The following is a 24230-nucleotide window of genomic DNA, read 5'->3' as shown; positions in this document are numbered from 1 at the left end:
GAACGACGAAGGACGCCTCCCGCTGTGGACCTCGACGAGTACCAGACGACCTACCTGCTCTACGCACCCGCCAAGAACCCCGCCGGCTGGAACCTCGACCTGGCCGCATTCGCAGCCGCGCTCGACACCGCGTTCCCCGACGTCCGCTACGAAACCCGACAAGGCCGCCAACTGCGGCTCTCCTTCTGGGCCGTGACGCAGGACGGGACCGAGTTCACCGGCTTCGCCAGCAACGAGGGGCGGGACACGGTCGTCCTCACGGACAACACCGCCGACGAAGCGGCCGTCTTCATCGCCTGGCTCCGCGACACATTCCTGCCCTCACCGGACCTGATCCGCTTCAGCTCCGAGCCCGCCGTGGAGCGAGGGATCGAGACGGACTGGCCCATGCCTGCGGCCGCGGACACAGCAAGCATCGCCGAGGAGCTGAAGCATCACATCCAGGTCGTCGAGGGCTGACCGGCGGCCCGTGCCACGCAGGGCGTCTACAAACGCCTGGGACGGGAGCAGGCACCCGACCGGAGAGTACGGGCCGCAGCAAATATCCGGCGGCTGCCACATTGTGTGGCGTCGGTCGGCGGCCACGGCATCCTCACTGGTCCGTGAGCAGGGGGGCACGACGAAAAACCTGCCCTCTTGATAGGCCGGTCGCTGGTGTAACCGTCACGGTGGTCGGCTCGTTGACGTCACTGGCGCCTCCCTTCATTGCCGCGACGGTGCCCGGCTGAGTTCTTCCGGCCCATGACCGCTGGATTGGTAGGCCCTAGACGCTCCGCGTCATCGCAGCAGCCAGTGTGTGGCTACGCCACGCGAGGCAAATGCTCGAGCAATTCGCCGGGGACGTGCGTGGCAATGAACGTGTTCGCGCGGCCGGTGCCGGCCAGGGCGGAGATCAGGCGGACGGCACGGCTACCACTCGCGCGGGCGCCTGCCCAGCGCGCTGGCCCTCGCCGGCCTCGCCCAGGATGCCGAGATGGCCATGCAGAGCTGGAACCTGCGGGCGATGCTCGCCCGCCAGCGCAAGCGCTACCCCGAAGCGGTCGCCGCCGCCCAGGCAGCACAGGCAACCACCGTCGCCCGGCTTTGAGGGCCTGGGATGGTACTCGTGGCGAGGCTGCCGCCCCGGCCCTCTGGTGAGGTCAGTAGGATCTGACGGCATGACACGCGATGGGGGCGCGACCAGTCCGGCTCGTCGGCCCGTACCACCCGGGCCGTTCGTCCACCACTACATCGTCTGCGGCGGCAACGCCCTGGCTCACCGGCTGGTCTTCGAGCTCGTTGAGCACTACCAGGTTCCCGTGGTCGCTGTCGTTCCCGACCTCAGCCGTGACCACGCGATGCGCATCGAGCGGATGCCCGGCGTCAGCGCTGTCATCGAGGCGCCCGCCGTCACCGGCGAGACGCTGCGCGACGCCGGTGTGGCACGCGCCCTCGGCCTCGCCCTGGTCGACGGCGACGACCAGACCAATATCCATGCCGCGCTGGCCGCCCAGGGCCACAACGCAGAGCTGCGGATCGTGCTGCGGCTGTTCAACCAGCGCCTTGGCGACCATGTGCAGAAACTGCTGAAGAACTGCACGGCGCTCTCCGGCTCCGCCACCGCCGCCCCGGCCTTCGCCAACTCGGCGCTCGACCGGCCGAACACGGTCCAGGTCGGCGACCGCTATCTGTACATTGCCTATGACGCGGACATCTCCTCCAACAGGGTCTGCATTGTCGCCGACCGGATCGACCACCAGGACCTCAGCCGCATCAGGGTGCTGCCCGAGGTGGAGAGCGAAGCCAGAAGGTTCATCGACCTGGCCACCAGGGTGGGCCCCGAGGCGCCGGTCGAGCTGCCCGCCCCCCGTACCGAGCGTTCCCCGGGCGAGCGCGGCGGGGTGGCCGCGCTGCAGTTTCTGAGCAGCGAGCCGCAACTTGCCGTCTCCTGGCTCACCCGGCTGCGCTGGCGTGCGGTCGACACCTTCCTGTTCTTCACCGGCGCCCGGCTGCGGCTGGTGCTCCTCACTGCCTTCGCCGCGATCGCCGGCGGCGCGGCGGTGATCTGGTACTTCGGCAAGAGCTTTTGGTGGACCGTCTACCTCACCCTGCTGGACATGGCCGGCGCCGCCCAGCCCGACTCACCGGCCGACCCCTCCGGCGGCACCGGCGGACCGTGGCAGCGGACCGCCCAGGTGGTCATCACCTTCTTCGCCATCACCTTCGTACCGGTGGCCACCGCGATCCTGGTGGAGTCCCTCGCCACCGGCCGCCGCAACCTGCCCAAAGGCCCGAGCTCCGGCATGCGCGACCATGTGATCGTGGTCGGCCTCGGCAACGTCGGCACGCGGGTGGCCGGCCTGCTGCGCGAGGACGGCGTGCCCGTGGTCGGCATCGAGCGCGACTCCAGCGCCCGGGGCGTGATCGCGGCCGGGGCGCTAGGCATCCCGGTGCTGGTCGACGACGGCCCACAGGAGGGTCAGCTGCTACGGGCCCAGGTCAAACGCGCCCGCGCGGTGGTGGCGGTGACCAGGGACGATGCCGTCAACCTGGAGGCCGCCCTTGAGGCCCGGGCGGTCAACCCCGCCATCCGGGTGGTACTGCGGCTGTTCGACGACGACTTCGCCCGGCACGTCTACGCGACCCTCGACAACGTCGCCTCCCGCTCGGTCTCCTACCTCGCCGCCCCTGCCTTTGCCGCCGCCCTGATGGGGCGCGAGGTGCTCGGCACGCTCTCGGTCCTCCGCAGCGTTCTGCTGATCGCCGAACTCACCGCGGACGAGGACTCCGGCCTGATCGGGATGAACCAGCACGACATCGAGGACCTCGGCGGCGTACGCGTCATAGCCGTCCGCCTGGCCCGCCGCCCCGACGACTACCTGTGGAACCACGCCGACCACGCCCGCGGCCTCCTCGCCGGCGACAGCATCGTCGTCGCCGCCACCCGCATCGGCCTCGCCCGCCTCAACTCAACCGCGATAACCCCATAGCGGGCAGGCGCAGGCTCTCGCCGAGATGTCTGGGGACCAGGCCATCAAGTTCCGCATCTGGAGCCACACCGGCAGGATGTACCGGCACCTGGGACGGCCGGCCAACGCACTCCGTCGGTTTCGAGGACCCGCGCATGCTGCGCCGCCTCCACGCCCCCTCGCGTCGGCGGGAGGACTTCTCGACCGTGGGAGGTCGACGTTCGCCACGGTGTCGCTCAGCTCGTTGCGACTCTCGGTCGCGGCCGGCCTCGTCGGGTTCGGGCCGCAGCTCCAGGTAGCGCGGATCGTCCTCGAAGGACACCTCGCGCACATCGGTGACCCGGCGATGCGAGCTGAGCAGCGGACGAGTTCCATGGTGATGTACTCCTTGCGGGTGGGCAGGTCGGGGGCGTAGGCGCCGACGGCGCGGCGGTCGAAGCCGAACCGGATGTTGAGCCGGTCGCTGCCCGACTGGATGGCGACGCCCAGCTCCAGCGCCTGGCCGAGGGCCTGGATCCCGACGACCATCGCGAGGTCGCCGAGGTTCGGGTCGAGGACCAGGTCGCCGTCGTCGAGTGTGAGGCTGCGGCCCAGGCTCGGAGCGCCGCCGCCCCCGTTGTCCGGGGCCGTAGGTCTGTGCACCGCTCGGAGTAACCCTGCACGCCGGCCCCCACCAGCTGCCCGACCCGCAGGGCGGGCAGACCGAGCGCGGTGAAGTCGAACGCGGACCCCTGGGCCTCGTCCACCTCGTCGGTGACGAGGCTCTGCTTGCCGGCCGCCCCCAGATGCACCGGTTTGAACTCGGCCAGCCGGGCGGCGGTTTCGTCCGCCCCCGCCCGAACCCGGATGCCCCCTCCAAGGACGGGCCAGCACGGCACTCCGGACAAACGTGATCACGCAACGGCCCCTGCATCGTCGGCTGCGACGGGTATGGCTTCCAGTCCGTCACCTCCTGGATGAGCCACCTTGTCGCAAGCAGTGGCGTTCCACCCGACAGTGTGGGAGGACTGACGTCACGGGCTGCAGGAGGCGGGTAGTCACCGATGATCGCCACATGAGGAGGTCGCAGGGCCGAGAGATCGTGGTCAGGTCCGTGAGAGACGGTCGTGTAGTCGAGCGTGGCGGAACTGGTAGATCGAGCCGACTTGGCGCAGCACGCCACGGCGGTGGGCGTCTTCAAGGAATTGGTTCAGCCGCAGGGGTGTCCGCCCGAGAAGCGCGAGCCAAGCCCGGCTGAGCAGGTAGACACCCCACGATCGAGACAGTGCCGTGGTGAGTCCGATGGCGAGCCCGAATACCGCTCCTGCCGCGAGGCCAAGGCTTAACGGAATGTGTTGGGCCATTGCTTGGCCGCCGATGGCGAAGCCAGCGAGCCCGTAGCTCACGCTGCCGATGGACCGGAATGCGAACCAGCCGAACAATGCTGATACGAGTCCGGCCGGCAATGCCCGGACGAAGTGAAAGGGGTCCGCGGCCGCGCCGAGGTTGGAGTGCGGCTGGCTGACGGAGATCGCGAACCCGTAGAACAGCCCGATCGACACGCCCACTGACAACGCGAACGCGAGTGTCGCGAGACGGTCCTGAGCGTAGGTCGTCGCCGGGCCGGACGCACGGCTTACCTCCCGCGGCGCCTCCAGCCAGACGTGCAGTCCCATGCTGAACCCGATGGCGAACGCGAGTATGACCACCGTCCAGGTCGGGAGTGACCAGACCACCCCGATCACGACACTGATGACCACCCCGATCAGGAACCGGCCGAGGAACGGCAACGCCGTGCGTCGGAAGCGAGCCTTGACCCGCAATGGTCCTGACCGTGTTCCCCAGCCGTGGGCGGCACAACCGCCCACGGCGGTGGAAAGCCCGTAGATCCAGGCCAGAATGGGGCCTCTGGCCAGCAGGCCGGCGATGGCGAACAGACTTGCCGCGGGCAGGCTGAAGACAAGTCCTCGTACGGGCCGGGGTAGCGCGCAAACCAGGTGCTGCCAGGCGAAGTCGCGGGTTTGCAGGTGCTGTAGGTGGCGAGCGAGGAATGTCAGCCATTGTTGGGCCTGGTCCGGACCGTAGTTCCGGACCGCCGCGGTCTGCGGACCCGGCGGTTGAGGACGTCGGGCATAAACAGCGGGGATCCACGTGTCGAGCAGTTGGTCCTCGATCGTGGTTCGGTCGGGGAACTGTTGCGGATCAAGGAGTTCTCTGGGGTCGCTTGTGGGGTCGCGGTAGGCCGTCCGGGCGAGGTCGACCATCAGCGGGGTAGACAGCGCCTGTGCAAGTGGGCCGTCGCGGTGGTGGCGCAGGTGTTCGACGACGGGTTGCCAGCGGGTATCACCGCGGTGGTGGCGTGCGGTGAGGAAGGTGATGGCGTCGTCGAGTTCAACTGGTTCGATCTCCACCACCGCGGCGCTGGCAAGGATGGCGCCGTGCCGGACTGCGTTCTCGTACTCGTTGGTGCGGCAGGTCACCACGAGTGGCCGGCCGCCCGCTATCGCCTGGTCCATCGCATCGATCGCGGCGGTGTGCAGGCCCGGTGGCGTCTCGTCGAGGCCGTCGAGCACCGGTATCACCCGCTCATCGGTCACCAGGCGGGTCGCGGCATCGCGTCCGTACGCCTTAGTGTTGCCCAGACCGGGGTACTCCTCCAACAGCCTGCGCGCCAACCAGGTGTGCAGGTGGTCTCGTTGGGGATTCCAGGACGTCAGCGACATCAGTACCGGCGTCGGATCGCCCGGCGTGCGGTCGGCCAGCAGCCCCAGGGTCAGCAAGATCGCCAGCACGGTCTTGCCTGCCCCCGGCTCGCCGAGCACCACCAGTTGACGTACCGGAAGCGACCGGAACTTCAAGGCCACGTCAAAGATGTCACCACAGACCACCTCGCTCTCGCCTGTCACTGGCCGACCGGTGGTCGACCACCGTAAGCGTATCGGCGCCGGCCGGTGCAATGAGCGGATCTCGGCTTCCGCGGTCCACTGCCGGGTTATGGCGGTGGCCAGTTCGCGGGCCGCCCGATCCAGTTGAGTGTCCGGTGTGGGCTCTTCGGCAGCGGCGGTCGCGGGCGGCCCAGAGGCGGCCAGGTTCGGGTCGGCGGTCAGGATCCGCTGGTGCAGCTGCCGCAGGGCGGGACTGGGGTCGAGACCGAGTTCCTCGGCCAACCGCGTTCGAGTCTGTTCGTAGCGGGCAAGGGCGTCAGCCTGCCGGCCCGACCGGTACAGGGCGAGCATCAGCTGCCCCGCCAGTCGCTCGTCCCACTGGTATTCGCTGGCCCGGCTGGCCAACGTGGGCACCAGCTCCGTGTGCTGGCCCTGCGCCAGCCGCAGATCGGTGAAGTCAAGCTCGGCCGCGAACCGTTCCTTGTGCAGGGCCTCCCGGACGTCGTTCAGCCAGGGCGTGTCCATGCCAGAGAACGGATCGCCCCGCCATAATGCCAACGCTTCGTCGAACAACGCCATCGCAGCTGAGTCGTCCTCCGCCGCACGCGCTTGTCGTATCAGCTCACCAAACCGGTGCACATCGACCAGGGCTTCATCGACCGAGATGAGGTAGCCACCGGTTTGTCGAAGGATGTCCACCCCTGACATGACAGCCACAGCTTTGCGCAACCTGTGCAAGTAACCGTAGAGCGTGTCCCGTGCGCGTTGCGGGGGCCGCCCCGCCCACACCCGCTCGACCAGCTGGTCGACAGGCACGATCCGATTGGCCTCCACCAGCAGAACGACCAGCACCGTCCGCTGTCGGCGATGTCCCAGATCAACCAGTTGGCCATCGACACGGGCCTCGATGTCCCCCAGTAAGCGGAACTCAGCCGTCATCATCCCCTCCCCAGACGCTCCCGCACACCGTTCACTCCAGCGTCGCTTACCCATCGCCAGGCACATCCCAGGCGAACGATTGGTCCCACACGTGCCTCACGGCCGCCGAGCAGACCAAGCACCGTCGCCATAGTTCCCCTCGTATCCAAGACTCCCCGCGCCTTGGATACCCCGCCTCAGCAGCGCATACAAGATTGATACCAGGTTCGCACCCGGGCGGCCGCCCACAGTTATCCGTGTGATCGCCGACCCCAAAGCGAAAGGCATTCCATGATCCGCAAGAGCATGATGGCCAAGGCTGCCGTAACGGCGGCCTCCGCTGCCCTGCTGGCGCTCGGTGCAACAGCCGGCTCCGCCTCCGCGAACCCCAACGCCGGCTATGTCGGCCCGGGCGAGAGGAACAACACTCACGCGGTGTGGTGCGTGCAGAAGCTCATCGACGACTCCCCCGCCCCGGCCTACACCGCCCAGGACGGAGTCTTCGGGCCCAGCACCGAGGCCGCGATCAAGACGTTCCAGACCTGGGCACGCCAGCACGGCTGGGGGACCGCCAGCGACGGTGACGTCGGGCCGGCCACCGGCGACGCCCTGCTCGGATCGTTCAGCGACTACTACGACGGCTACTGCTACACCTATCTGCCCACCACCTACTGACAGTCGGGCTACCCGGCGTACCGCACCTCGAATCGGCGGGGCGCGGTACGCCGGGGTGCCGTCACCCGTGCTCTGGGCCTACGGGGGAGCCCAGAGCACGGGCCGTGATTCGCACCGATTCGCCCAGCCAGCGAGGAGACCCGAACGTGACCATACGCACGAGCCCTGCGGCCGCTACCGCCACGCTCTGCCTTGCCTCGGTAGGTGCCCTGGTGGCCGCCCCCGCCCAGGCAGTCACCAGGGGCCCGGTCCGCCCCGCCCATCTGGCCTGCGCCTACCTCGTGGGAGACCCCTCATTCCCCATCGGCCGCACCGGCCCGGCCGTCGCCCAACTGCAATGTGAGCTCAACAGTGTCCTCGGCCGCAGTGACGGGATCGTGACCGGGGTCTTCGACTTCGGCACGAAGCGGGACCTCCTCACCTTCCAGCGGTGCGCGGGGCTGTCCCCCGACGGCATCGTCGGCCCGGACACCTGGTCGACTCTCGAATACTGGTGGCTCAACGACCTCCGCTGCCGCGAGTAGGCGGTGGCGCAGGAAGATGTCGTCGGTTTCTTCTGACGGCGGTGCCGAGAGCGAGCGACGAGAGCCGCGACCAGAAGCGCGACCGGAGACGCGAGCAGAGGTGCGACCAGAGACGCGACCCGCCGGGCCTACCCACGACCTTCGGCAAAGTCCGCCCTGCGCTCGGCGGGAGGATCGGGAACCGGTCACGCTGGGGCTGGGTTCACGCGTTCAGCACTCAACTGCCCTGCCAGAAGACAAAGATGCCCGCATGACGTCACCCCAAGACCCGGGCATGGACCTGGTGAGTGCATCCCTCGACCCGGCCGCGAAGACGGCGCGGATCCGTACGGATTCCCCCGCGTGCCAGGTGGTCATCCGGGCAGCCGAAAGCGACCTGGCTGCGAGTGGCGCCGACAACGTCAACATGCTCGCGATCGGCGCCGGGGGTGGCGGCGGCGGGGCTGACTGCCTGGCTCGCTCAGCAGCGCGATCGCCACGCGGCCGCCATCATCGCCGACTTCGAGAAGGCGGCCGCAGTCCAGGGTCTTCCTCGTGCCCCGCTCGTGGAGATGCTCAAGACACTGCTGACCGGCCCCACCGGCATGGACCAGACGGCGGACTTCATGGTCCGGCTTTTCCACGACGACGAAGAGGCCTTCTACGACCTCATCGTCGACCTTGGCGGCTACATCGCCTCCTGCATCGGCCTGCTCGCTACACACGGCATCAGCAACCGCGACGACACGCTGGAGGCCTGGAGGCGCTGAACGACATGCTCGACCGGAGTGATGCCGGAACCAACTGTCTGTCAGTGCCCTCTCCAGCCGCGCGGCCGAAAGCCGTGCACCGGATGGGGCGTCAGCCATCGTGTGACTTGAGCGAGCGGACGAGGTTGGTGGCTTCCTTCAGGCCGAGGTCTGGCCGTGCGGACCGAAGAGCCTGAATGGCCTTCATCTCTTTCTTCGTGGGGTCTATTCCAGCGACGGCGAGTGTACGACGAGCCCAGTCTTGCGTCACAGGGCCGTCGGAAGAGAGGAAGCCATCGAGGATGTCCAGTGCACGGCGCAGGCCAGCGCGCTCTGTTTCATCCGCGTCGTTGAGAGCTTGTTGAAGAGCTTCCTTAATGGGCGCGAGGTGGGGAAGCGGATTGGGTCGTTCCGACTGGAAGATGAACATTTGATTTTCCGTCAAGTATGGGGTCGAAGTGTCTTTTCTGGTAATTTTCACGAATGATTCTCAAGGAAGAGTGCTGCAGCCTTGCGAGTCCCTTCCCGATGCCACAGCGGCCGGCAAGCTGCGCTTCGGGCGGCGACCAGTGAGAGGAGTTGATTCTTCTCCGCGATCGCAACCGTGTGGACGGCCTGACGAAGGTATACGATCAACGGTGATCGTACGAGACTGTCTGTGATCGAATGCCTGCACCAACTGACCATTGGACGTGCAAGGCGGCTCGGGGGGAGAACATGCCGATAGTTGGAGTGCCTACCAGTCCCTGGCAGGGCCATGAGATCAACTCCACACGGTTGAGCGGTGCGGCACAGGTCAACGCAGCGACGGAGCAGATCCTTTTCGAGGCGCGGCTGGAGATCTGGAGCGCCGTCCGTTTCGAGCGTCTTGGACCAGAGAGTTTCGGTCTCTATGCGTATCTTTCGTCGCGCTGCCTACGCAGAGGGCTCAGGATCCGGTTCGTGGCTCCGACCCGCTCGAAGTACTTCAAGGACGTGCTCAAGGACCTGGAGAGCCTGCGGGCCGCCGGAATCGCCGAATAGCGGCCGTTCAGAGCCCGATCATCATCAGTCCGAGTGCGGCCGACGGGCACGAACCCACGTCACCACAATCAGGGCCGAGGCCACATACATCACCACGCTAGCCGTGGCCACAGAGTCGACGTACGGCTCATAGCCATCCGCACGAAGCCGGAGCGCGAGGAAACCGAGCACCGTCCCAAGCGCCGCGATCGATGCGACCAGGGGACCGAACGAGACCTTCTTCATAAGTACTTCCTCCACACTGTGATCTGCTGCTGAACCGCCTTGGGCGAACTGAGACACTCCTCGGCTACACCCAGCCCTTCTCGCGCGCGAGCCGTACCGCCGCATGCCGGTTATCCCCTCCGACCTTGGAGACGGCCGACGACAGATAGTTGCGCACGGTCCTTGGTGACAGAGCGGCCCGCTCGGCGATCTCCGTGACGGAAGCTCCGTCAGCGGCGAGTTCCAGCACCTCCGCCTCCCGCTCGGTCAGCGGTGAGTCGCCCGCGGAGATGGCATCGGCGCCCCACTCGAGATCGACGTAGCGGTTTCCGGCATGCACGGTACGGATGATCTCGGCGAGGCGCTGCGCGCTGACTGTCTTCGGGACGAAGCCACGCACGCCCGCCGCAAGCGCCCGCTTCAGGTGCCCCGGCCGGCCATGGCTGGTCACGATCAACACCTTGCAGCCCGGCTGCTCGGCCTGGAGGGAGCTGGCGACCCGGACTCCGTCCGCACCGGGCATCTGCAGATCGATGACAGCCACGTCGGGTTCGTGCGCCCGTGCCATCGCCAACGCCTCCGGCCCGGTCGCGGCCTCGGCGACGACGGTCAGATCGTCCTCCAGGGACAAGAGCGCAGCGAGTGCTCCCCGGACGAGGTGCTCATCGTCGGCCAACAGCAGCCGCACCGGCGCCGTCACGGCATCACCTCGTTCGTCGCCGCTACCAGTGGCGCCTCCTCCACCAGCACAAACGCGCTCTTCCCGGCCACTCCCGCCTCCAGCGTCGCCCCGTCCACCGACGCCAGCCGCTCGCACAGTCCCGCGCACCCCGAGCCGCTTCCGCGCTCCGCCGTCATGGCCCCACCGTTCTCGACCGACAGCACTACACGTTCCTTCGCTGCCCGTACCTGCACCGCACACCGTTTCGCGTCCCGGTGTCGGAGGACGTTTCGCCGTCCTCATGTGTTCAGCTTCTCCGGGGAGTTGCCCCTCAGGCAGGGCACATCATCATGGAATCGTGTGACATATGTCAGTGGTGGCCGGCCCGTTGTGTCAGGAACCGATCCGTCGCCCTGCCCGGCAGCGCGGCACCGCTGGAGGCCGCATCCCTGGGCTAGCTAGCGCTGGGTGTGTCCGGATCGATCGAGCCGTCCGTGATGGTCTCACCGGCGCCGTCGCCCTTGGGGGTGCCGACGCCGCAGACGTCCGCGAAACACAGGCCTGTGGGGTCACTGTTGGTGACAGGGCTGTCACCCGCGTAGGTGTAGCCACCGAGTTCCTGCGGGCTGCTGGCCTCGAACACGGGGCGACGCTGATGAAGCGGCCTCCAGGCAGAAGGGCTGTTCGTTCGCCACACACGGCTGATGGCCCGGCGGATTTCTCCACCGGGGCATCGGCCGTCAGTCCTCAGACCGGCCGGGCTATTGCGGTTGTCCCGTCCAGTTCTCCGGAACAAGTGGTGCGGGCATCAGGTACGCGGCGAAGGCGATCTGGCACAGGAGCTGGAACACCAGCGGCTGGGGAAAACTTGCCCCGAGGAGAGGCCACACGAAGAACGCCATTGGGAAGGCCAGCCCCGCCCGGAACTTGGTGACGTCCATCTGCGTGTGAGCCAGGCCCGCGAGGAGAGCGAGGAGCAGCGTCGGTATGCCGATGAAAGCCAGCATGCCGAAGCCGAGCCGCATGACGTCGGTGAACGAGTCCTCCGAGGACACGAGGAGGGCGATGATCACCCATGCCACGGTATGCAGGGCCACATACGTCAGGACCAATCGCCCTATCCGCTCCAGTACCCGGCGCACGCCAGGACCGCCCGAGGATTCCGTCTCTCGCGTCAGCATCCCGAAACGCACTTCCCGTCCGTCCACGTCTTGTTGATCTTCGTGCCCCACCAGGGGGCCGAGTCCATGCCGCTCTCGCTCGCCATGCGATCCGTAGCGATCACGCGCGGCGCCTGATTGGTCCGGTACTGAACCACTTCCATACCAGGATAGGCGTCCCCCTGCCGGCTCACGGTGACGGAGGTCTGCGTCGGCTTGATCTTGATGTTGTTGTCGACCGCGAAGAAGTTCATCAGGCTGTTGACGCAGTGCACACCGATGTCAAGCTGCTCGGCGGTCGACTTGTGTCCGAGGGAGTCGACGTCCAGGACATTGTCGCCACCCCAGGTGTCACCCGGCCACCCCTCCATCTTCAGCGGGTTGGCATGGAGCATCTCGCTCGGATCGTCGACCATTCTGGTGCGGGCGAGGAGGCCGACCCCATCTGCCACGAGATGCTTCGAAGGACTGGTGTGGGACGTGCTGATCGTAAAGGTGCACGCGCCCAATTCGGTGTTCCACACGAGCGACATCCGATACGGCAGGTCCGGGTCTATGCTCGCGTCACGGTTCGACCGGCGGTGCCGCTCGGACAGGCCCGGCACCTGCTCGACGAACGTCCTGCGGGAACACCTCTTCCGGTCGCAGAAGTACCGGCGCACCCGGAGTCGGACGACGACCCGCTGCGATCCCAACGGACGCTCATCCAGGCTGCGTTGGTACGAACTGTGCACCCGTCTCGCCTGCTTCTGGCAGCCCGGACAGCGGCCCGGACGTGCCGTCGACACCGCCTCCCCCGTCAGGATGTCGCAGCAGTCGCTTACCCGCTCCACCCGCACATCGATCCCGGGAAACAGCACGTCCTCGACCGTCTTGCTCGCCGCGGCAGGAAACACACTGCCGAAACGATCCCGCGTTCCCGCCGTTGACCAGGGGGTTCACGGAACTGCGGCCAGAGCCGCAACGCTACCCACCGGATCCGGAGTGCGGTGCGGGATCAGCATCACCGTCCGGCGCCCACCTGCCCCGGGGCCGGAGCGACCGAGGCGCGCTCGCCGGCGAGCTGTTCGCTCACCCGCTCAAGGAACCGCTCGGCGACAGCGAATTCGTGCCGCTCGGCGTTCAATCCGCGGGGCCGCGCCCTCCGGACCGCGAATAGCCCGGCCCAGACGCCTCCGAGCCCCCGGCGCGTGCAATGCAGGTGAGATGGTCGGCGGAGAAGTACGCCTTATCCGCGCGGAGCTTGCCGGGACGGCGCCGACGCAGTCCGCGGCGGGATCGGACCGCCGGTATTCTACGGATTAGCGGTTTAACCTCGAACTTTCGTGATTGGCCGTCAGTTCTTGCTGGCGGCCGATTTGCGTTCGGCGGTGACTTTCGGGTGTGACGGCGGCCCGACTGTCGCATCGGGTGGGCGCCGGGTTCCACGGCTCCGGCGGGGCGGTGCTACTCGTAGGGACGGGAACGTGCTGGTCAGCCAGGGTTCGGAAGGGCTGCGAGTCCTGGATGGCCTCTGTGATCACGTCGGTCCAGGGCCAGTGGCGGACGAACCTGAGGTGCCGGCGGCGGGCGGTGGTGACCAGCTGGGCGGCGGCGGAGAGCAGGCGGAGTCGTAGGCGGCGGGGTTCCCAGAGCCGGGCGGTGCCGGTGAGGGCGAGCATCGGCATCCAGGCAAGCAGGTCGAGCGCGGTCTGGACGATCTCCAGCCAGATCTGGTTCTGTGCGCTGTCGTGCAGGGGCAGGTTGCGCAGGCCGGTGGCGCGGGCGGCGCGGATGCGGTCCTCGGCGCGGGCCCGCTGGCGGTGGCGCAGCTCCAGCCGGGCGGTCTTCTGGCCGGTGGTGTTGGTGGCGAAGCAGGTCAAGCGATGGCCGTCGGCGTCGGTGTAGCGCAACTGGGCTCCGAGGTGCGGGCGTTCTTTGCGGACGATCAGCCGCATTCCCTTGGGCCAGCCCTTCAGGCAGTCGCTGCCGGCGTCGAGTTCGGCGACCCAGGCGCCGTCGCGGACCTCGCCGTCCGGCTCGACGGCCGGTGTCCACGCGGACCCGGGGACCTTCAGGACGGCCTGGTGGATGGCCTCGGTGATGGTCATGCCGACCGAGTACGACAGCCACCGGTCGCGGGCGGAGAGCCAGGCCACGAACTCATGGGTGCCACCGCCGGAGTCGATACGGATGAGTGTCCGCCGGCCACGTCGATGGTGTTTGGGCAGCTGGGCCAGCGCGAGCTGGGCCGTGGTGATGTGGTCGGCGGCGGTGTTGCTGCCCGCGTTGCCGGGTCGCAGCAGGCCCGCGACCGGCTCGCCGCTCCCGCCCCGGCCGTGGTCGACGAAGCCCATCAGCGGATGGTGCCCGAAGTCGGATCATGCACCGCCCGCTGCTTCCGCCACGGCGTCAGGGCCGCCTATTGATGAAGACGACCGGGTAAACCGCGTCGAGCGGCCGGCTCTGCCATTCCGCCATCCCCGCGACCACGCTGTCGGTGATCGTGGAGATGGTCTGCTTGGAGACGCTCGCCCCATAGACCTCGGCCAGGTGGGCGGAGATCTCGCCGCGGGTCAGGCCCGTGGCGACAGGGACAGCGCCATCTCATCGACACCGGCAAGGCGCTTCTGGCGCTTCTTGACCATCATCGGTTCGAAGGTGCCGGCCCGGTCCCGGGGAACCTCGATCTCGACGGTGCCGATATCGGTGGTCACTGTCTTGGCCCGGTGGCCACTGCGGTAGTTCTCCCTCCGCCCGGCCTCAGCTCGCTCGCCGTTTTCGTGGCCCAGGTGGTCGGTGATCTCGCCCTCCAAGGCGGACTCCAGCAGCTTCTTGGTCAGCTGCTGCAGCAGACCGCCCTCGCCGGCCAGCTTCATCCCGCCGTCCTTCGCACGGGCCATCAGCTGCTGGATCAGGGCATCGTCCACGACCTCGTCACGGGCACCTCCTGGGCCTTGGCGTCACTCACCACGTCAGTCATCAACTGTCGCTTCCAGCTCGGGAGTTACACCAGTGACCGTACAGTCCCGGGCCGGGACAGGGGGGCCGGTACGGCAGGCGGTGTGCAGCCTGGCGGCCAGGACGCGGGCGGCGATGACGGCACGGTCGTGGCGCAGCGGCACGCACGAGATGTCCACTCCCCGGCCCCAGGGGGAAGGAAAGGTGTGACGAGGTGGCGGCAGGCCTGTGCTCCCGGCAAGGCAATGCGGCCGGTGCCCGTCGGCACGGTGAGGGCCCAGCGGGCTGCGTAGATGCGGTAGCCGGGCTCCTCATTGCGCTCGCTGGGGCCTCGGTGATGTCCGTGCTGTGCGCGGTGAGCGCGGCCTGGCCCTCGGACGCCATCACCGAGATCCAGAAGATCTACCGAGTGGCGGAGGCCGAGGCCGGGCTGTGAGCGACTGGAAGTCACCAGCCAGCGATCGAGGCGACCCCGAATGCCATGAAGATCCCGACCGGCAGAATCACCGTTCCCGCAGCAGTGAGCATGCCCGCCTTCAGAGATTTCTGGTCCGCGGCTCTGAAACTGACCATCATGACAGGAACGAGATAGGCCAACAGGAGGAGCATTCCGGGCGCGAGGATGGAAAGCACTGCAAAAGGGAGAAATATCCCACCAGAGGCGATCAGTGTAGCCATCTTCCATGACGTGTTCTCTGCGGCTTTCACGCAAAGGAGGGTCACCAGAGTGACGTAGAGAAGGAATAGAAAGAAGATGACTGTAATGGTCCCGGTTCCCATGGGTGCACTGTACCTTCCGAACGATTGGTGGGGAGGCGACCGGATCCCGGCGCCTCCCCACCATGGCTGACTGGCTACTGCGATACCAGGCTTACTGCGTCAGGTTGACGTCGAACTCCTGGAGCGGGTCATCGCAGTGGAAGACCTTCGACGGCTGGTTCCCGGGACCATCTCCGATGAACGGCACAGGGGCGAGCACGTTCCACGGGTTGCCGCCGCTGCCCCGGTTCTTGACGTCGCACCGCCCGTAGGCGTTGCCGTTGATCGTTGCCGGGGGCGGCGGGTTGGAGAAGTCCACCCAGTCACCCGCGTGGACCCGCTGGTTCGACGGACGGCCGAGGTTGTCGGTCATCTTGTCATCGACGTACACGTACAGGTCGGGCATGTAGCTCTGGAAGACTAGCCCGTTGTGCGGGTCGATGTCCGTGTCATCCTGACGGTGCATCGGCTTGATGGTTCCGTCGGCGCAGAACGCGCCGGCGATGTCGTGCCAGATCGGGGGAGCGTTACCGATCAGACTGCCGAACACGTTGTTGTCGCCGCTGTTCTTGAAGAACATCGAGTAGACGTCGCCGGCGAAGTTACGCACCGCGTAGTTCGTCTTCAGGCTGGCCTTGACTTCGTCTACCCATGCCTTGACGTTGTCGTTGATGTACTTGTGGCCGATCATCGCCCGGTAGCCGTGGACACCGCCCCCGACCGCCCGGAAGTTGACGCACTGCCTGGAACTGTCGAGCTGAGCGGCCTGGAAGTGCGGGAAGTACGCCTGGCCAGGGGTGTCACCATCCGCGTAGGGCCGGGACTCCACGACGTTTCCGTACTCCAGCGCATCCTGCGTGGTGTAGTCGATGTCGGGCGCGGGGATTCCATAGTCCGCCTCGATCGCCTTCATGATCTTCGTGACGAAGGAAGGGAGGTGGGCGTTGCCGACACGGGCCCGATAGCTGGATCCCACCGTGCCGTCAACGATCTTCCCGTCATCACCCACGATGTAGGTGACCTCAACATCTGACCTGATCTTGTAGCTGTTGGGGTCCTGGTACGCCTGCGACGCCGGAAGTGACGTATCGGGCCGCCGGTTAGCCATGCCCATCCACACCGGAACCGACATCGCCGGAGCGGACCCGTCAGCCGTGGGCTTGAACCCGCCGGCCTTGATGTCCTTGTACCACTCCTCCGCCGCGTCCCAGGTCTTCTGTCCCGTGCACTCGCCCTCCGCCTGGGCCGTGGCGCAGCGTGCCTCATACGTCAGTCCGGTTGCGTTCGCCTGGGAGTTGTCCCAGCGCGGCCCCTGGTAGGCAAGCCCCATGGCCCAGTCGTACAGGGCCACCTCCGACTTCAGCGGAGTTGAGTTGAGCTGCCCCAGCTGCGGGCCCGGGTCGATCTCCTGGTTCGGGTCGAAGACTGACGCGGCGGTCAGGGTGCGCTTTGCGAACGTTCCCTTGATCGGCTTGAACGCCACGGAGTTCCACGCGATGTCATGGTCGCCGGTGCCGGTCTTGGTGTAGTTCGTCAGGGTCACCTTCGGCGTGGAGGTGAACTTGTAGGCGCCGAGCTGCACCCACTTGCCGTTGTTGGCGTTCTGGTCGACGACCCGCGTGTAGGGGCCGTCCTGGGCTCCGCTGATGGTGTATTCGGCGTGGCGGGCCTGCGCGCCGGTGTCCGGGACGTACGCGTACACGGCTGCCAGGTCGTAGGACTTCCCGGCGGTCCACTCGCCCTTGATGGTCATCCGGTTGTTGTCGCCTCCCAGATGGTCATCGTTACGGGTGTGGGTGTACCAGAAGTGCCCGCCGTCTCCGCCGCCGATGGAGTACAGGTCGGCCTTGGCCTCGTAGTGCTTGTCCCAGTCCGGATAGAACGTGAACTGGAACTGACCCGTGGAGGACGCCTTCCCGCAGTCCGACCAGGTCTCGGTCCCGTTCGGGATCGAGGTGACAACGTCGGACCCCGCCGGCTGCGTACCGCATACAGGGGCGCCGTTCTTGAGCCGGTATCCGCGCCCCGGCTCGGCACGCAGGGTGGTGTATTTGATGTTCTCGTTGCCGCAGGTGGTGTCGCAGTCCTTCTTCCAGGTGGCGGTGGGTTGGTTCCACCAGAACTGCTTGTAGCAGTCCTCGTCCGGACAATCGACCGGGCTGGACGGATTGCAGCTGTTTTGGGTGTTGCAGAACGTGTCGAGCGGTGGCGAGACGTGCGCCCGGTTGTATTTCGCGCTGCCTTCCACCGTGGCGGGCAGGTTCGTGCCGTTCCAGTAGGCGGGGCGGAACCCGGCGGAGGCGAAGCCGGACTCGCCCTTCCAGTCCTGCCGGCCGTCGGTGCCGTAGGAGAAGCCGGTGTCGATGGACCAGGCGGACCAGCCCATCACCTTCTCCTCGTACGGCCAGTACTGTGGGTGTGCGGCGTCGGTGATGTTGTTGGGGTCCAGGTCCACGTTCATGAAGGGGTGGTCCCAGGCGCCCTCCTTGTACAAGGGGTTGGCCGGATTGTTGTACCAGCCCAGGCCCCAGTGTCCGCCATTCTTCGAGGCGGCCGACTTGGGGTTGAAACCGAGATTGTAGTTCCAGGCGGCGGTGAACCAGTTCTCCACCTTCGCCGAGTTGTCGTTGTTGACGGTGACTTTCTGCCCGTCGGTGTGGACCTCGTTCCACTTGTCGGCGAGGATCTTCATCGACGCGGCGATGTTCGTCGCGTAGTCGATCGCGATCGCCTTCTGCAGATTCGGGTCGAGACTGGTCTCGTTGGGTTTCTCGTGTCCCTTCAGCCGCATGCCGTCGGTAACCTGGCCGACACCGTATCCGCAGTCGGATTTGTTCCAGTTGATGCGCCAGTAGCCCAGCAGGGTGTCCTTGGCGCTGTGCCCGTAGTAGCCGTCCACGGCTGCCAGCGGGTTGCCCATCTGGCCGGGGATCGCGCCGGATTCGGCCTGCCACAGGTTGGACTCCTGCGCCAGGATGCCCAGCATCACGTTCGCCGGGATCTGCCCTCCCCCGTTCAGCTGGGGACGGGGGAACAGGCCCTGCGGGTCGATCGTGCCCAGACCTGCCTGCGAACGCCAGCCGCCCTGGCTGATCCACTGGGAGCGGAGCTGGCCGCGCACCGCCATGTCCACGGCCCACTCGACCTGGTTCGGCGTCGGCTGCAACGCCTGGACGCTCATATCGTTCCGGGAGACGGAACACCACCGGTCGGTATCCGTGGGATCGTTGGAGACGTCATCCTTTACCCGGCTCACACCGCGTGGCGCGGACGAACCGGAAAGTGCCGGAGAGAGCGCGTTCCCGGAACGCGGCTGGACCAGTGTGACGTGCTGGGTGGGCTTCTTCCCCGTGTCCACGGCCGTGGACCTGATGACCGTGGAGGTGTCCTCGACCGCCGACTGCGGTGCCTGCCCGGACCGGTTGCGTATACCGGCCTGCGGCTCGTCGACCTTCGTGAAGCCCTTTCCGGCGGCCTGGATGCGGGTCAGTCCGGCACGGATTCCAGGTGTGAGTACAGGCTCGACGGCCAGCTGGCCATGGGAGGAGACGTCGGTGTCTGCCGGAGCGTTCAGCCGGCTGACACCGCTGCCTTCCGTCCCGTCCGTGCTGGGGTGCCCCGTAAGGAAGACGCTGCCCTCGGAACCGGAGACCAGGTCGAGGTCTCCCAACGGCCCGGCTGCCACAATTTCCGGTCTGCCGTGCCCGGTGAACACCTTTGCCTGGCCGGTTGTGGTGCCCTTCCGGTCCATGAAGCCGGTCTTTCCGCCGGGCATGGGCCGGATGTCGAACGGAACGCTGTCGCCGTGGGCAAGTTTACGGATCCGGCCGTTCTTGCCGACCTGCACCAGGTCCTGGCCCAGACCGGCCACCACGCCGTCCTTGACCGGAGCCGGAGAGGAAACCTGCCCCCGTAGCTCGCCGCTCTTGTAGAGCGTATTGCCGGCCGTGTCCACCGTGATGACACGCGTCCGCACCTTCGACGCATCGTTCATCTCGCGGTACTGCGTGAACGCGGCCGTGTGCGTGACGGTGTTGCAGGACGGGTCGAAGTAGGCGAGCGTCCCGGTGAACGGCAGCTTCGTCACGTCACCGGTGCTGGTGTTGATGATCGCCGTGAACGCACCGCCCTGCATCAGGTCAGGTCTGTTCGTGAACGACCGGGGCGCGTACACAGCAGCCACATGGTCGCGGTCCATCACGCACATGTTGCCGATCCACGAATCCGCCGGCATACCCGGCTCGGACAAGGCCGCGGCGGTCTTCCACTGGTACGCGTCGGATTCGTCCGCGACAAGAATCTTGAACGATGTCGCGTCAGCCACGCCTGTGACCACCCGGTCCGTGGACGTCTTCCACCCGCCACCCAGGCTATGGTCCGGATCGGCAACCCGTCCGGCAGGCGACGGCGACGGAGCAGGGCTTGTGGCAGAGCTGTGGCCGCCTGAAGAGGCAGGGGCTGCCGTGGCCGGGACGGCGTGCAGCAGGCCGCCCGTCAGCGCCGTACACACCGCAAGGACGGCCAAAGGTAATGGTGATCGTCTTCTGGATCTCAAAAGAAGTTCCCCGAATTTCTGGTGTGATGGGATGTCCCGTCCCTGGTCTGCGGGGACGGTTTGACCCGCCCATGGGCGCGCAAGGGCGGATCACATGGGCGGTGGCTTGAGGTTTTCGGGCCGGATGCAGAAACCGCCTTGCCCCGGTCGGAGGGAGCGCGGGGCAAGGCGGTCAGCTCAGGGGGCCGGTAACGGGCCCCTATTGCTCATTGCCGGTCTTGGCGAGGACGGTGTGCGGGCTGTGGATCACTCTGAGGTGCTGACGTCGGCGACGCGTACCTCGGAGGGGGTGCCATCGGCCGAGGGACGTGGTTTCTCGAACGGTGTGCTGATCGTTCCCTGCACGGACACGCCGGGCCCGATGCGCCTGGTCACGGTCTGGGTGGTCCCGTTCTCGAAGTCGAACACCACCCTGAAGGTGACCGCGTGTCCCTCGTCGTTATGGATGGCGTAGTCGGCGCTGAACACCTGCTTGCCGTGCTCGTACCGGACACCGGAGTCCGTGATCTTCACGGCCTCCGGCGAGCCGGTGTCCGGCTGGGTGCTGGCATTCATGCGGTGCGCGAGCCAGGCTGCCGCCCCGAAGACAACGGCGGCAGCCACGATCCAGCCAACGACAGTTCTCCTGGCTACCACCACGTCTCCTCTGATATCTGACGGCAGGACGGCTCAGCGTGCCGTGCTGACGCTTGCCAGGACGGCACGTGCCTTCTTGAGTAGCAGGGCATCGCGGTTCTTCGCAGCCTCCAACTGCTGTTTGTGCGCCGTGATCTGCTTGTTCTGGTAGGCGGTTTCCGCCGTGTACCAGGTCGACACCAGGCTGGCGGTGCTCTTGCAGGCGACGTCGTCGGTGGCCATCGATACTTCTGCCTTCTCGGGCTGAAGCCCGGTCCTGCCGGGCTGGGCGAACCGGCCCTCGGCGTCGTCCAGGCTCTTCACCTGGTGTCCGTGGCCTGCCATGCAGGAGGACCAGGACGCGAGGGCGCGCTGCACCTCGGGCTGGGAGCGGGTGGCCTTGAGGGACTGCCCTGCGAGGTCTCCGGCAGTGTCGGAGGGAAGCAGCACGCCCACCTTCTGGTTGGCCTCGGGGATGCACGTCTCGTTCATCGCCTTGTCCCAGCCTTCGGCCGAGGACTCCTGGTCTTCCCGCGCGAGTTCGGCGTCCTGATCCGCCTGGCTCGGTCCGCCGGTGTCCTGGGCCACCGCGAACCCGTGGGCTGCGGCCTTCGCGGGGTCGGTGATGCCGTAGCGGCGTTCCATGTTCATCTCGTTGTAGGAGGCCGCCGGCTGCGTGCCCATCAGTTATCTTGAGGTTCCAGAGGAAGTAGCCCAGGTGGGAAGCAAGGGACTGCTGCATGATCGGGTGACAGCGGGGTTTATGCAGCCAGAGCTGCGGGTGGGGTCATGATGGTCTCGTACTCGACCGGGGTCGGGCCTTCCCCCCAAGGCCGGGAAGTTAGCGTGTTCGCAGGTCACGCAAGGCCGTTGAAGGTTCGAGGCGAAAGCACAACGGAGCTCGTTGATACAGGCAGTCGACCAAGACAGTGATCCGGTGTCCCCGCTGCGCTGGACCACGGCCTCGCTGCGGGACTTGTCCTGGGAGTTGACTGATGCCGGTCATCCGGTCAGTGCCCCAGTGGTCGGCGGTCTGCTGCGTGCGATGGGCTTCAGTCTGCAGGGCATGGCCAAGACCCGGGCCGGTAGTCAGGTGCCCGACCGTGACGCCCAGTTCCCTCGACGAAGTGGCCGCCGCCCTGGGCGTGCGTCGGGCGACCGCCGGCGACTGGGACGCGGGCCGGACCGAGCCGCGGCCGCCGCAGCGGGAGGCGTACGCGCACCTGCTGAAGCAGCTCGCGCAGCTCTACCCCGCCTTCGAGAGCACCGGTGCACCGCAGGAGGACACGGCCGTGGCGGAGATGTTCACCGGCGCAGCGCCCACGACGCCGCCTGCGCCCGCGGGGCCAGTACCCGGGGCCACCCCGTCCGCTGTCTCCGCCGCTCCCGCCCCGGCCTCCGCGCTGCGTCCGGCCCCTGCCGTCCAGCCGTCGCCGACCTCACGCCGCTCGGACGCGGAGAAGGCCGCCCCGGCACACACCCCCGCGCCCGGCGGTGCGTACCCGCACGGTCCGCTGCTCGTCCTCGACGCCGACACCGACCGGCATGTGACCGGCTACGGCGTCGGCGGACTGATCATGGACGTGCCCGCCAAGTCCCTGCCCGCGCTGGTGGAATGGGCCCTCAAAACGCGCAGCTCGGGGCGCAGAGGCTGCACGGCTCGGGACGGGACGCTGATCCGCTGCTAGTGCTCACCGAGGCGGCGTGCGAGCGCTACGGTCTCCCGGTGGCCTTGTCCGAGGCCGAACGGCTCGCCGGGCGGCTCACCGACGGGCACAAGGTCGTCAAGCAGCTGCAGCGTGCCGACTGGCAGCTCACCAAGCGCGGATTCGGGCCGTGGGCGCGGATCTACCGCCCCGCCCGGGGCAGCCGACGGCAGTGCGTGCAGCTGTGCGTCCCTTCCTGGCACACCCTCGATGAGCGCGCCTGGGGACATGCCGCACAGCTCGAGTCCGCGGCACTCGCCCAGGTACTGGGCGTGTACGCGACGCGGGTGATGACGCCGGTCGGCTCCCCGGACGTCACCGGGCTTCAGTTGATGACCGCGCTCAACCCGCCGACCCGGGCGAGCGAGCCGGACGAGCACGGCAGGCACCACTCCGAGCACCGGTCGGGGTCGCTGGGCACGGAGCCGGTGGACCCGGCGCTGTGCGAGGCAACCGACGGGCACTCCGTCCTGGCCCACCTGCCCCGCTTCCACGTACGCGGCCCCGACGTGAAGCTGTTCGAGGAGGCCTACGACTGGGCGCGGGATCTCACCGACGCCGAGTGCATGAAGCGCTACCTGAAGCTCCCCGCTCACGCGGGGGGCGGAGCCTTCTACATCGCACGCGTGAGGTGCAGGGGGAGGCTGAGGAGGCGCCAGGCGCCTGGCTGTCGACGGCGCTTTTGGGTTTTGAGTTCTCTGGGGGCGACGGCCAGAGAGAGGTCCGGGTAGCGCCGCAGCAGGCGGCCGATGGCCACTTCGCACTCCTGACGGGCAAGCGAGGCGCCCGGGCAGTAGTGGGGACCGTGCCCGAAGCCGACGTGGTCTTCGGCGTTTTGCCGTGACAGGTCGAGGCGTTCGGGGTCGTCGTAGTGGAGTGGGTCATGGTTTGCGGAGACGAGGACGGGTTGGACGGCCTCGCCCTGGTGGATCCGGGTACCGGCCAGCTCGACATCGTGGGCGGCGTAGCGCAGTTGAGTCATCTGGACCGAGCCGCACCGGCGGGTCAGTTCGTGCACGGCGTGCGGCAGTCGCTCCCAGTCCTGTTGGAGCAGCTGTAACTGGTCGGGGTGGGTCAGCAGAGCGACGGTGCTGTGGGCGATGAGGTGGGCGGTGGTCTCGTGTCCGGCGAGCACCAGCGTCATGACGAGGGTGACCATCTCGGTCGTACTGAGCCGGGTGCCGTCGTTGTCCTGGGCCCGGGTGAGTGTGCTGAGCAGGTCGTTTTCCGGGTACGCGCGGCGCTGGGCGATCAGCTTGTGGATATGGTGAACCATGGCCGGAAAGGAGGTTGCGATCCGCTGGGGTTCCAGCGAGGCGAGGTCGCAGCCGAAGGCCCGCCAACGCGGCCGGTCCGCCTCGGGCACGCCCACCAGTTCGCAGATGACCGTGATCGGCAGCGGGTACGCGAAGTGTTCGATGAGGTCGACCGCTCCGTCCTTGTCGGCTTGCCCGGGAAGTTCGTCGAGCAGTTCGTCCGTGATCTCCTCAACGCGTGGGCGCAGGTCGGGAACCCGGCGCGCGGCAAAGGCGCGGGAGACCAGGCGGCGCAGCCGGGTGTGCTCGGGCGGATCGCTGGTCAGGAGGGACTCCAGGATGTGCACACTGTACTGCTCGGGGATACCGAGGAGCTTCATGAGCTGCTCGCCCCGGTCCGGGCAAGTGTGACTGGGGATCAGGTGCGGGTTGTTCACGAAGCGTGGGTCGCGCAAGACAGCGCGTACGTCGTCGAAGCGTGTCACCAGCCAGATGGGGGTGTCGTCCATAAAACGTGCGCGGAGGACGGGACCTTGTTCACGGAGTCGGCCGTAGCCGCCGAAGGGGTCGGCGAGGAGCTGTGGGTCCATTACGTTCGGCTCACCGGGGTGCTTGCCGACGAGTTCCCCCAGGGAGGGCGGCAGTTCACAGGCCAAGGTGGTGGCTGGTGGGGCCGTCGGCGTATCCGTTGAGG

Annotated in this window: 20 protein-coding genes and 4 pseudogenes; 8 read left to right on the top strand and 16 right to left on the bottom strand. The window is 67.3% G+C overall.

The window, feature by feature from the left end; translation table 11 throughout:
- The first annotated feature begins 24 nt into the window (after nucleotides 1-24).
- Entirely contained in the window at nucleotides 25-459 is a 435-nt protein-coding gene (locus tag ACZ60X_RS40680) for a hypothetical protein (protein WP_469610225.1), read from the top strand.
- A gap of 698 nt (nucleotides 460-1157) precedes the next feature.
- Nucleotides 1158-2969 (top strand): NAD-binding protein, encoded by a 1812-nt coding sequence (locus ACZ60X_RS40675; RefSeq protein WP_469610223.1) that lies wholly within the window; start codon nucleotides 1158-1160, stop codon nucleotides 2967-2969.
- Here the strand turns inward: ACZ60X_RS40675 and ACZ60X_RS40670 are convergent.
- Both ACZ60X_RS40670 and ACZ60X_RS40665 read right to left on the bottom strand, forming a co-directional pair.
- Nucleotides 2949-3590 (bottom strand): hypothetical protein, encoded by a 642-nt coding sequence (locus tag ACZ60X_RS40670; RefSeq protein WP_469610220.1) that lies wholly within the window; start codon nucleotides 3588-3590, stop codon nucleotides 2949-2951. The two genes, ACZ60X_RS40675 and ACZ60X_RS40670, sit on opposite strands and share 21 nt — an antisense overlap.
- Before the next feature lie 443 nt (nucleotides 3591-4033).
- A complete protein-coding gene (locus ACZ60X_RS40665; protein ID WP_469610216.1) occupies nucleotides 4034-6754 on the bottom strand; it encodes a BTAD domain-containing putative transcriptional regulator in 2721 nt (906 codons plus the stop codon).
- Nucleotides 6755-7021: 267 nt separating this feature from the next.
- Between ACZ60X_RS40665 and ACZ60X_RS40660 the strand changes: the two genes are divergently transcribed.
- The 3 genes from ACZ60X_RS40660 to ACZ60X_RS40650 all read left to right on the top strand — a co-directional run bounded on the left by ACZ60X_RS40660 (nucleotide 7022) and on the right by ACZ60X_RS40650 (nucleotide 8678).
- On the top strand, nucleotides 7022-7405 hold the full coding sequence (locus ACZ60X_RS40660) for a peptidoglycan-binding domain-containing protein (protein WP_469610213.1): 384 nt from the start codon (nucleotides 7022-7024) through the stop codon (nucleotides 7403-7405).
- Between the two features lie 146 nt (nucleotides 7406-7551).
- Entirely contained in the window at nucleotides 7552-7929 is a 378-nt protein-coding gene (locus ACZ60X_RS40655; RefSeq protein ID WP_469610211.1) for a peptidoglycan-binding domain-containing protein, read from the top strand.
- Nucleotides 7930-8357: 428 nt separating this feature from the next.
- Nucleotides 8358-8678 (top strand): hypothetical protein, encoded by a 321-nt coding sequence (locus tag ACZ60X_RS40650; RefSeq protein WP_469610208.1) that lies wholly within the window; start codon nucleotides 8358-8360, stop codon nucleotides 8676-8678.
- A gap of 91 nt (nucleotides 8679-8769) precedes the next feature.
- Here the strand turns inward: ACZ60X_RS40650 and ACZ60X_RS40645 are convergent, their stop codons facing one another.
- Nucleotides 8770-9087, bottom strand: coding sequence for a hypothetical protein (locus ACZ60X_RS40645; RefSeq protein ID WP_469610206.1), 318 nt, complete (start codon nucleotides 9085-9087; stop codon nucleotides 8770-8772).
- 302 nt (nucleotides 9088-9389) lie between these two features.
- Here ACZ60X_RS40645 and ACZ60X_RS40640 point away from each other — a divergent pair, with 302 nt between their 5' ends.
- Nucleotides 9390-9680 carry a hypothetical protein gene (locus ACZ60X_RS40640; RefSeq protein WP_469610204.1) on the top strand — a complete coding sequence of 97 codons (291 nt, stop codon included), beginning with the start codon at nucleotides 9390-9392 and terminating at the stop codon, nucleotides 9678-9680.
- Between the two features lie 24 nt (nucleotides 9681-9704).
- On the opposite strand, the gene ACZ60X_RS40635 is transcribed toward ACZ60X_RS40640, so the two are convergent.
- From ACZ60X_RS40635 to ACZ60X_RS40580, 12 genes and pseudogenes are all read right to left on the bottom strand, one after another.
- Complete coding sequence (locus ACZ60X_RS40635; RefSeq protein ID WP_469610201.1) at nucleotides 9705-9905, bottom strand: SCO3870 family protein; 201 nt, start codon at nucleotides 9903-9905, stop codon at nucleotides 9705-9707.
- A gap of 64 nt (nucleotides 9906-9969) precedes the next feature.
- Nucleotides 9970-10584, bottom strand: coding sequence for a response regulator (locus ACZ60X_RS40630; RefSeq protein WP_469610198.1), 615 nt, complete (start codon nucleotides 10582-10584; stop codon nucleotides 9970-9972).
- Nucleotides 10581-10742 carry a hypothetical protein gene (locus ACZ60X_RS40625; protein WP_469610196.1) on the bottom strand — a complete coding sequence of 54 codons (162 nt, stop codon included), beginning with the start codon at nucleotides 10740-10742 and terminating at the stop codon, nucleotides 10581-10583. Before ACZ60X_RS40625 ends, ACZ60X_RS40630 begins: the two co-directional genes overlap by 4 nt.
- A 257-nt stretch (nucleotides 10743-10999) precedes the next feature.
- On the bottom strand, nucleotides 11000-11188 hold the full coding sequence (locus tag ACZ60X_RS40620) for a hypothetical protein (protein ID WP_469610193.1): 189 nt from the start codon (nucleotides 11186-11188) through the stop codon (nucleotides 11000-11002).
- 118 nt (nucleotides 11189-11306) lie between these two features.
- Nucleotides 11307-11618 (bottom strand): hypothetical protein, encoded by a 312-nt coding sequence (locus ACZ60X_RS40615; RefSeq protein WP_469610191.1) that lies wholly within the window; start codon nucleotides 11616-11618, stop codon nucleotides 11307-11309.
- 101 nt (nucleotides 11619-11719) lie between these two features.
- Nucleotides 11720-12601: a transposase family protein gene (locus ACZ60X_RS40610; RefSeq protein ID WP_469610189.1), complete on the bottom strand. Its 882-nt coding sequence runs from the start codon at nucleotides 12599-12601 to the stop codon at nucleotides 11720-11722.
- A 577-nt stretch (nucleotides 12602-13178) separates the two neighbouring features.
- A pseudogene (locus ACZ60X_RS40605) lies at nucleotides 13179-14059 on the bottom strand (IS1380 family transposase); the annotation flags it as partial.
- A 49-nt stretch (nucleotides 14060-14108) separates the two neighbouring features.
- Nucleotides 14109-14587: pseudogene (locus tag ACZ60X_RS40600) on the bottom strand (transposase); the annotation flags it as partial.
- Between the two features lie 505 nt (nucleotides 14588-15092).
- Nucleotides 15093-15425, bottom strand: a complete 333-nt coding sequence (locus tag ACZ60X_RS40595) for a hypothetical protein (RefSeq protein ID WP_469610186.1) — start codon at nucleotides 15423-15425, stop codon at nucleotides 15093-15095.
- 91 nt (nucleotides 15426-15516) lie between these two features.
- On the bottom strand, nucleotides 15517-19728 hold the full coding sequence (locus ACZ60X_RS40590; RefSeq protein WP_469610184.1) for a golvesin C-terminal-like domain-containing protein: 4212 nt from the start codon (nucleotides 19726-19728) through the stop codon (nucleotides 15517-15519).
- Nucleotides 19729-20205: 477 nt separating this feature from the next.
- Nucleotides 20206-20514 carry a hypothetical protein gene (locus ACZ60X_RS40585; protein ID WP_469610182.1) on the bottom strand — a complete coding sequence of 103 codons (309 nt, stop codon included), beginning with the start codon at nucleotides 20512-20514 and terminating at the stop codon, nucleotides 20206-20208.
- Nucleotides 20515-20628: 114 nt separating this feature from the next.
- The gene (locus tag ACZ60X_RS40580) at nucleotides 20629-21258 is read right to left on the bottom strand and encodes a hypothetical protein (RefSeq protein ID WP_469610180.1); all 630 of its coding nucleotides are present in this window, start codon (nucleotides 21256-21258) and stop codon (nucleotides 20629-20631) included.
- Between the two features lie 247 nt (nucleotides 21259-21505).
- Between ACZ60X_RS40580 and ACZ60X_RS40575 the strand changes: the two are divergent.
- Nucleotides 21506-21691 (top strand): annotated as a pseudogene (locus tag ACZ60X_RS40575) (ISAzo13-like element transposase-related protein); the annotation flags it as partial.
- Nucleotides 21615-22861, top strand: a pseudogene (locus ACZ60X_RS40570) (telomere-associated protein Tap); the annotation flags it as partial. The pseudogenes ACZ60X_RS40575 and ACZ60X_RS40570, both read left to right, overlap by 77 nt.
- A gap of 32 nt (nucleotides 22862-22893) precedes the next feature.
- Here the strand turns inward: ACZ60X_RS40570 and ACZ60X_RS40565 are convergent.
- On the bottom strand, nucleotides 22894-24126 hold the full coding sequence (locus tag ACZ60X_RS40565) for a cytochrome P450 family protein (protein ID WP_469610178.1): 1233 nt from the start codon (nucleotides 24124-24126) through the stop codon (nucleotides 22894-22896).
- Nucleotides 24127-24230 lie beyond the last annotated feature (104 nt).

It is taken from the genome of Streptomyces sp. NPDC104106, from assembly GCF_055584345.1.
This window is presented reverse-complemented; position numbering and strand designations above follow the sequence as displayed.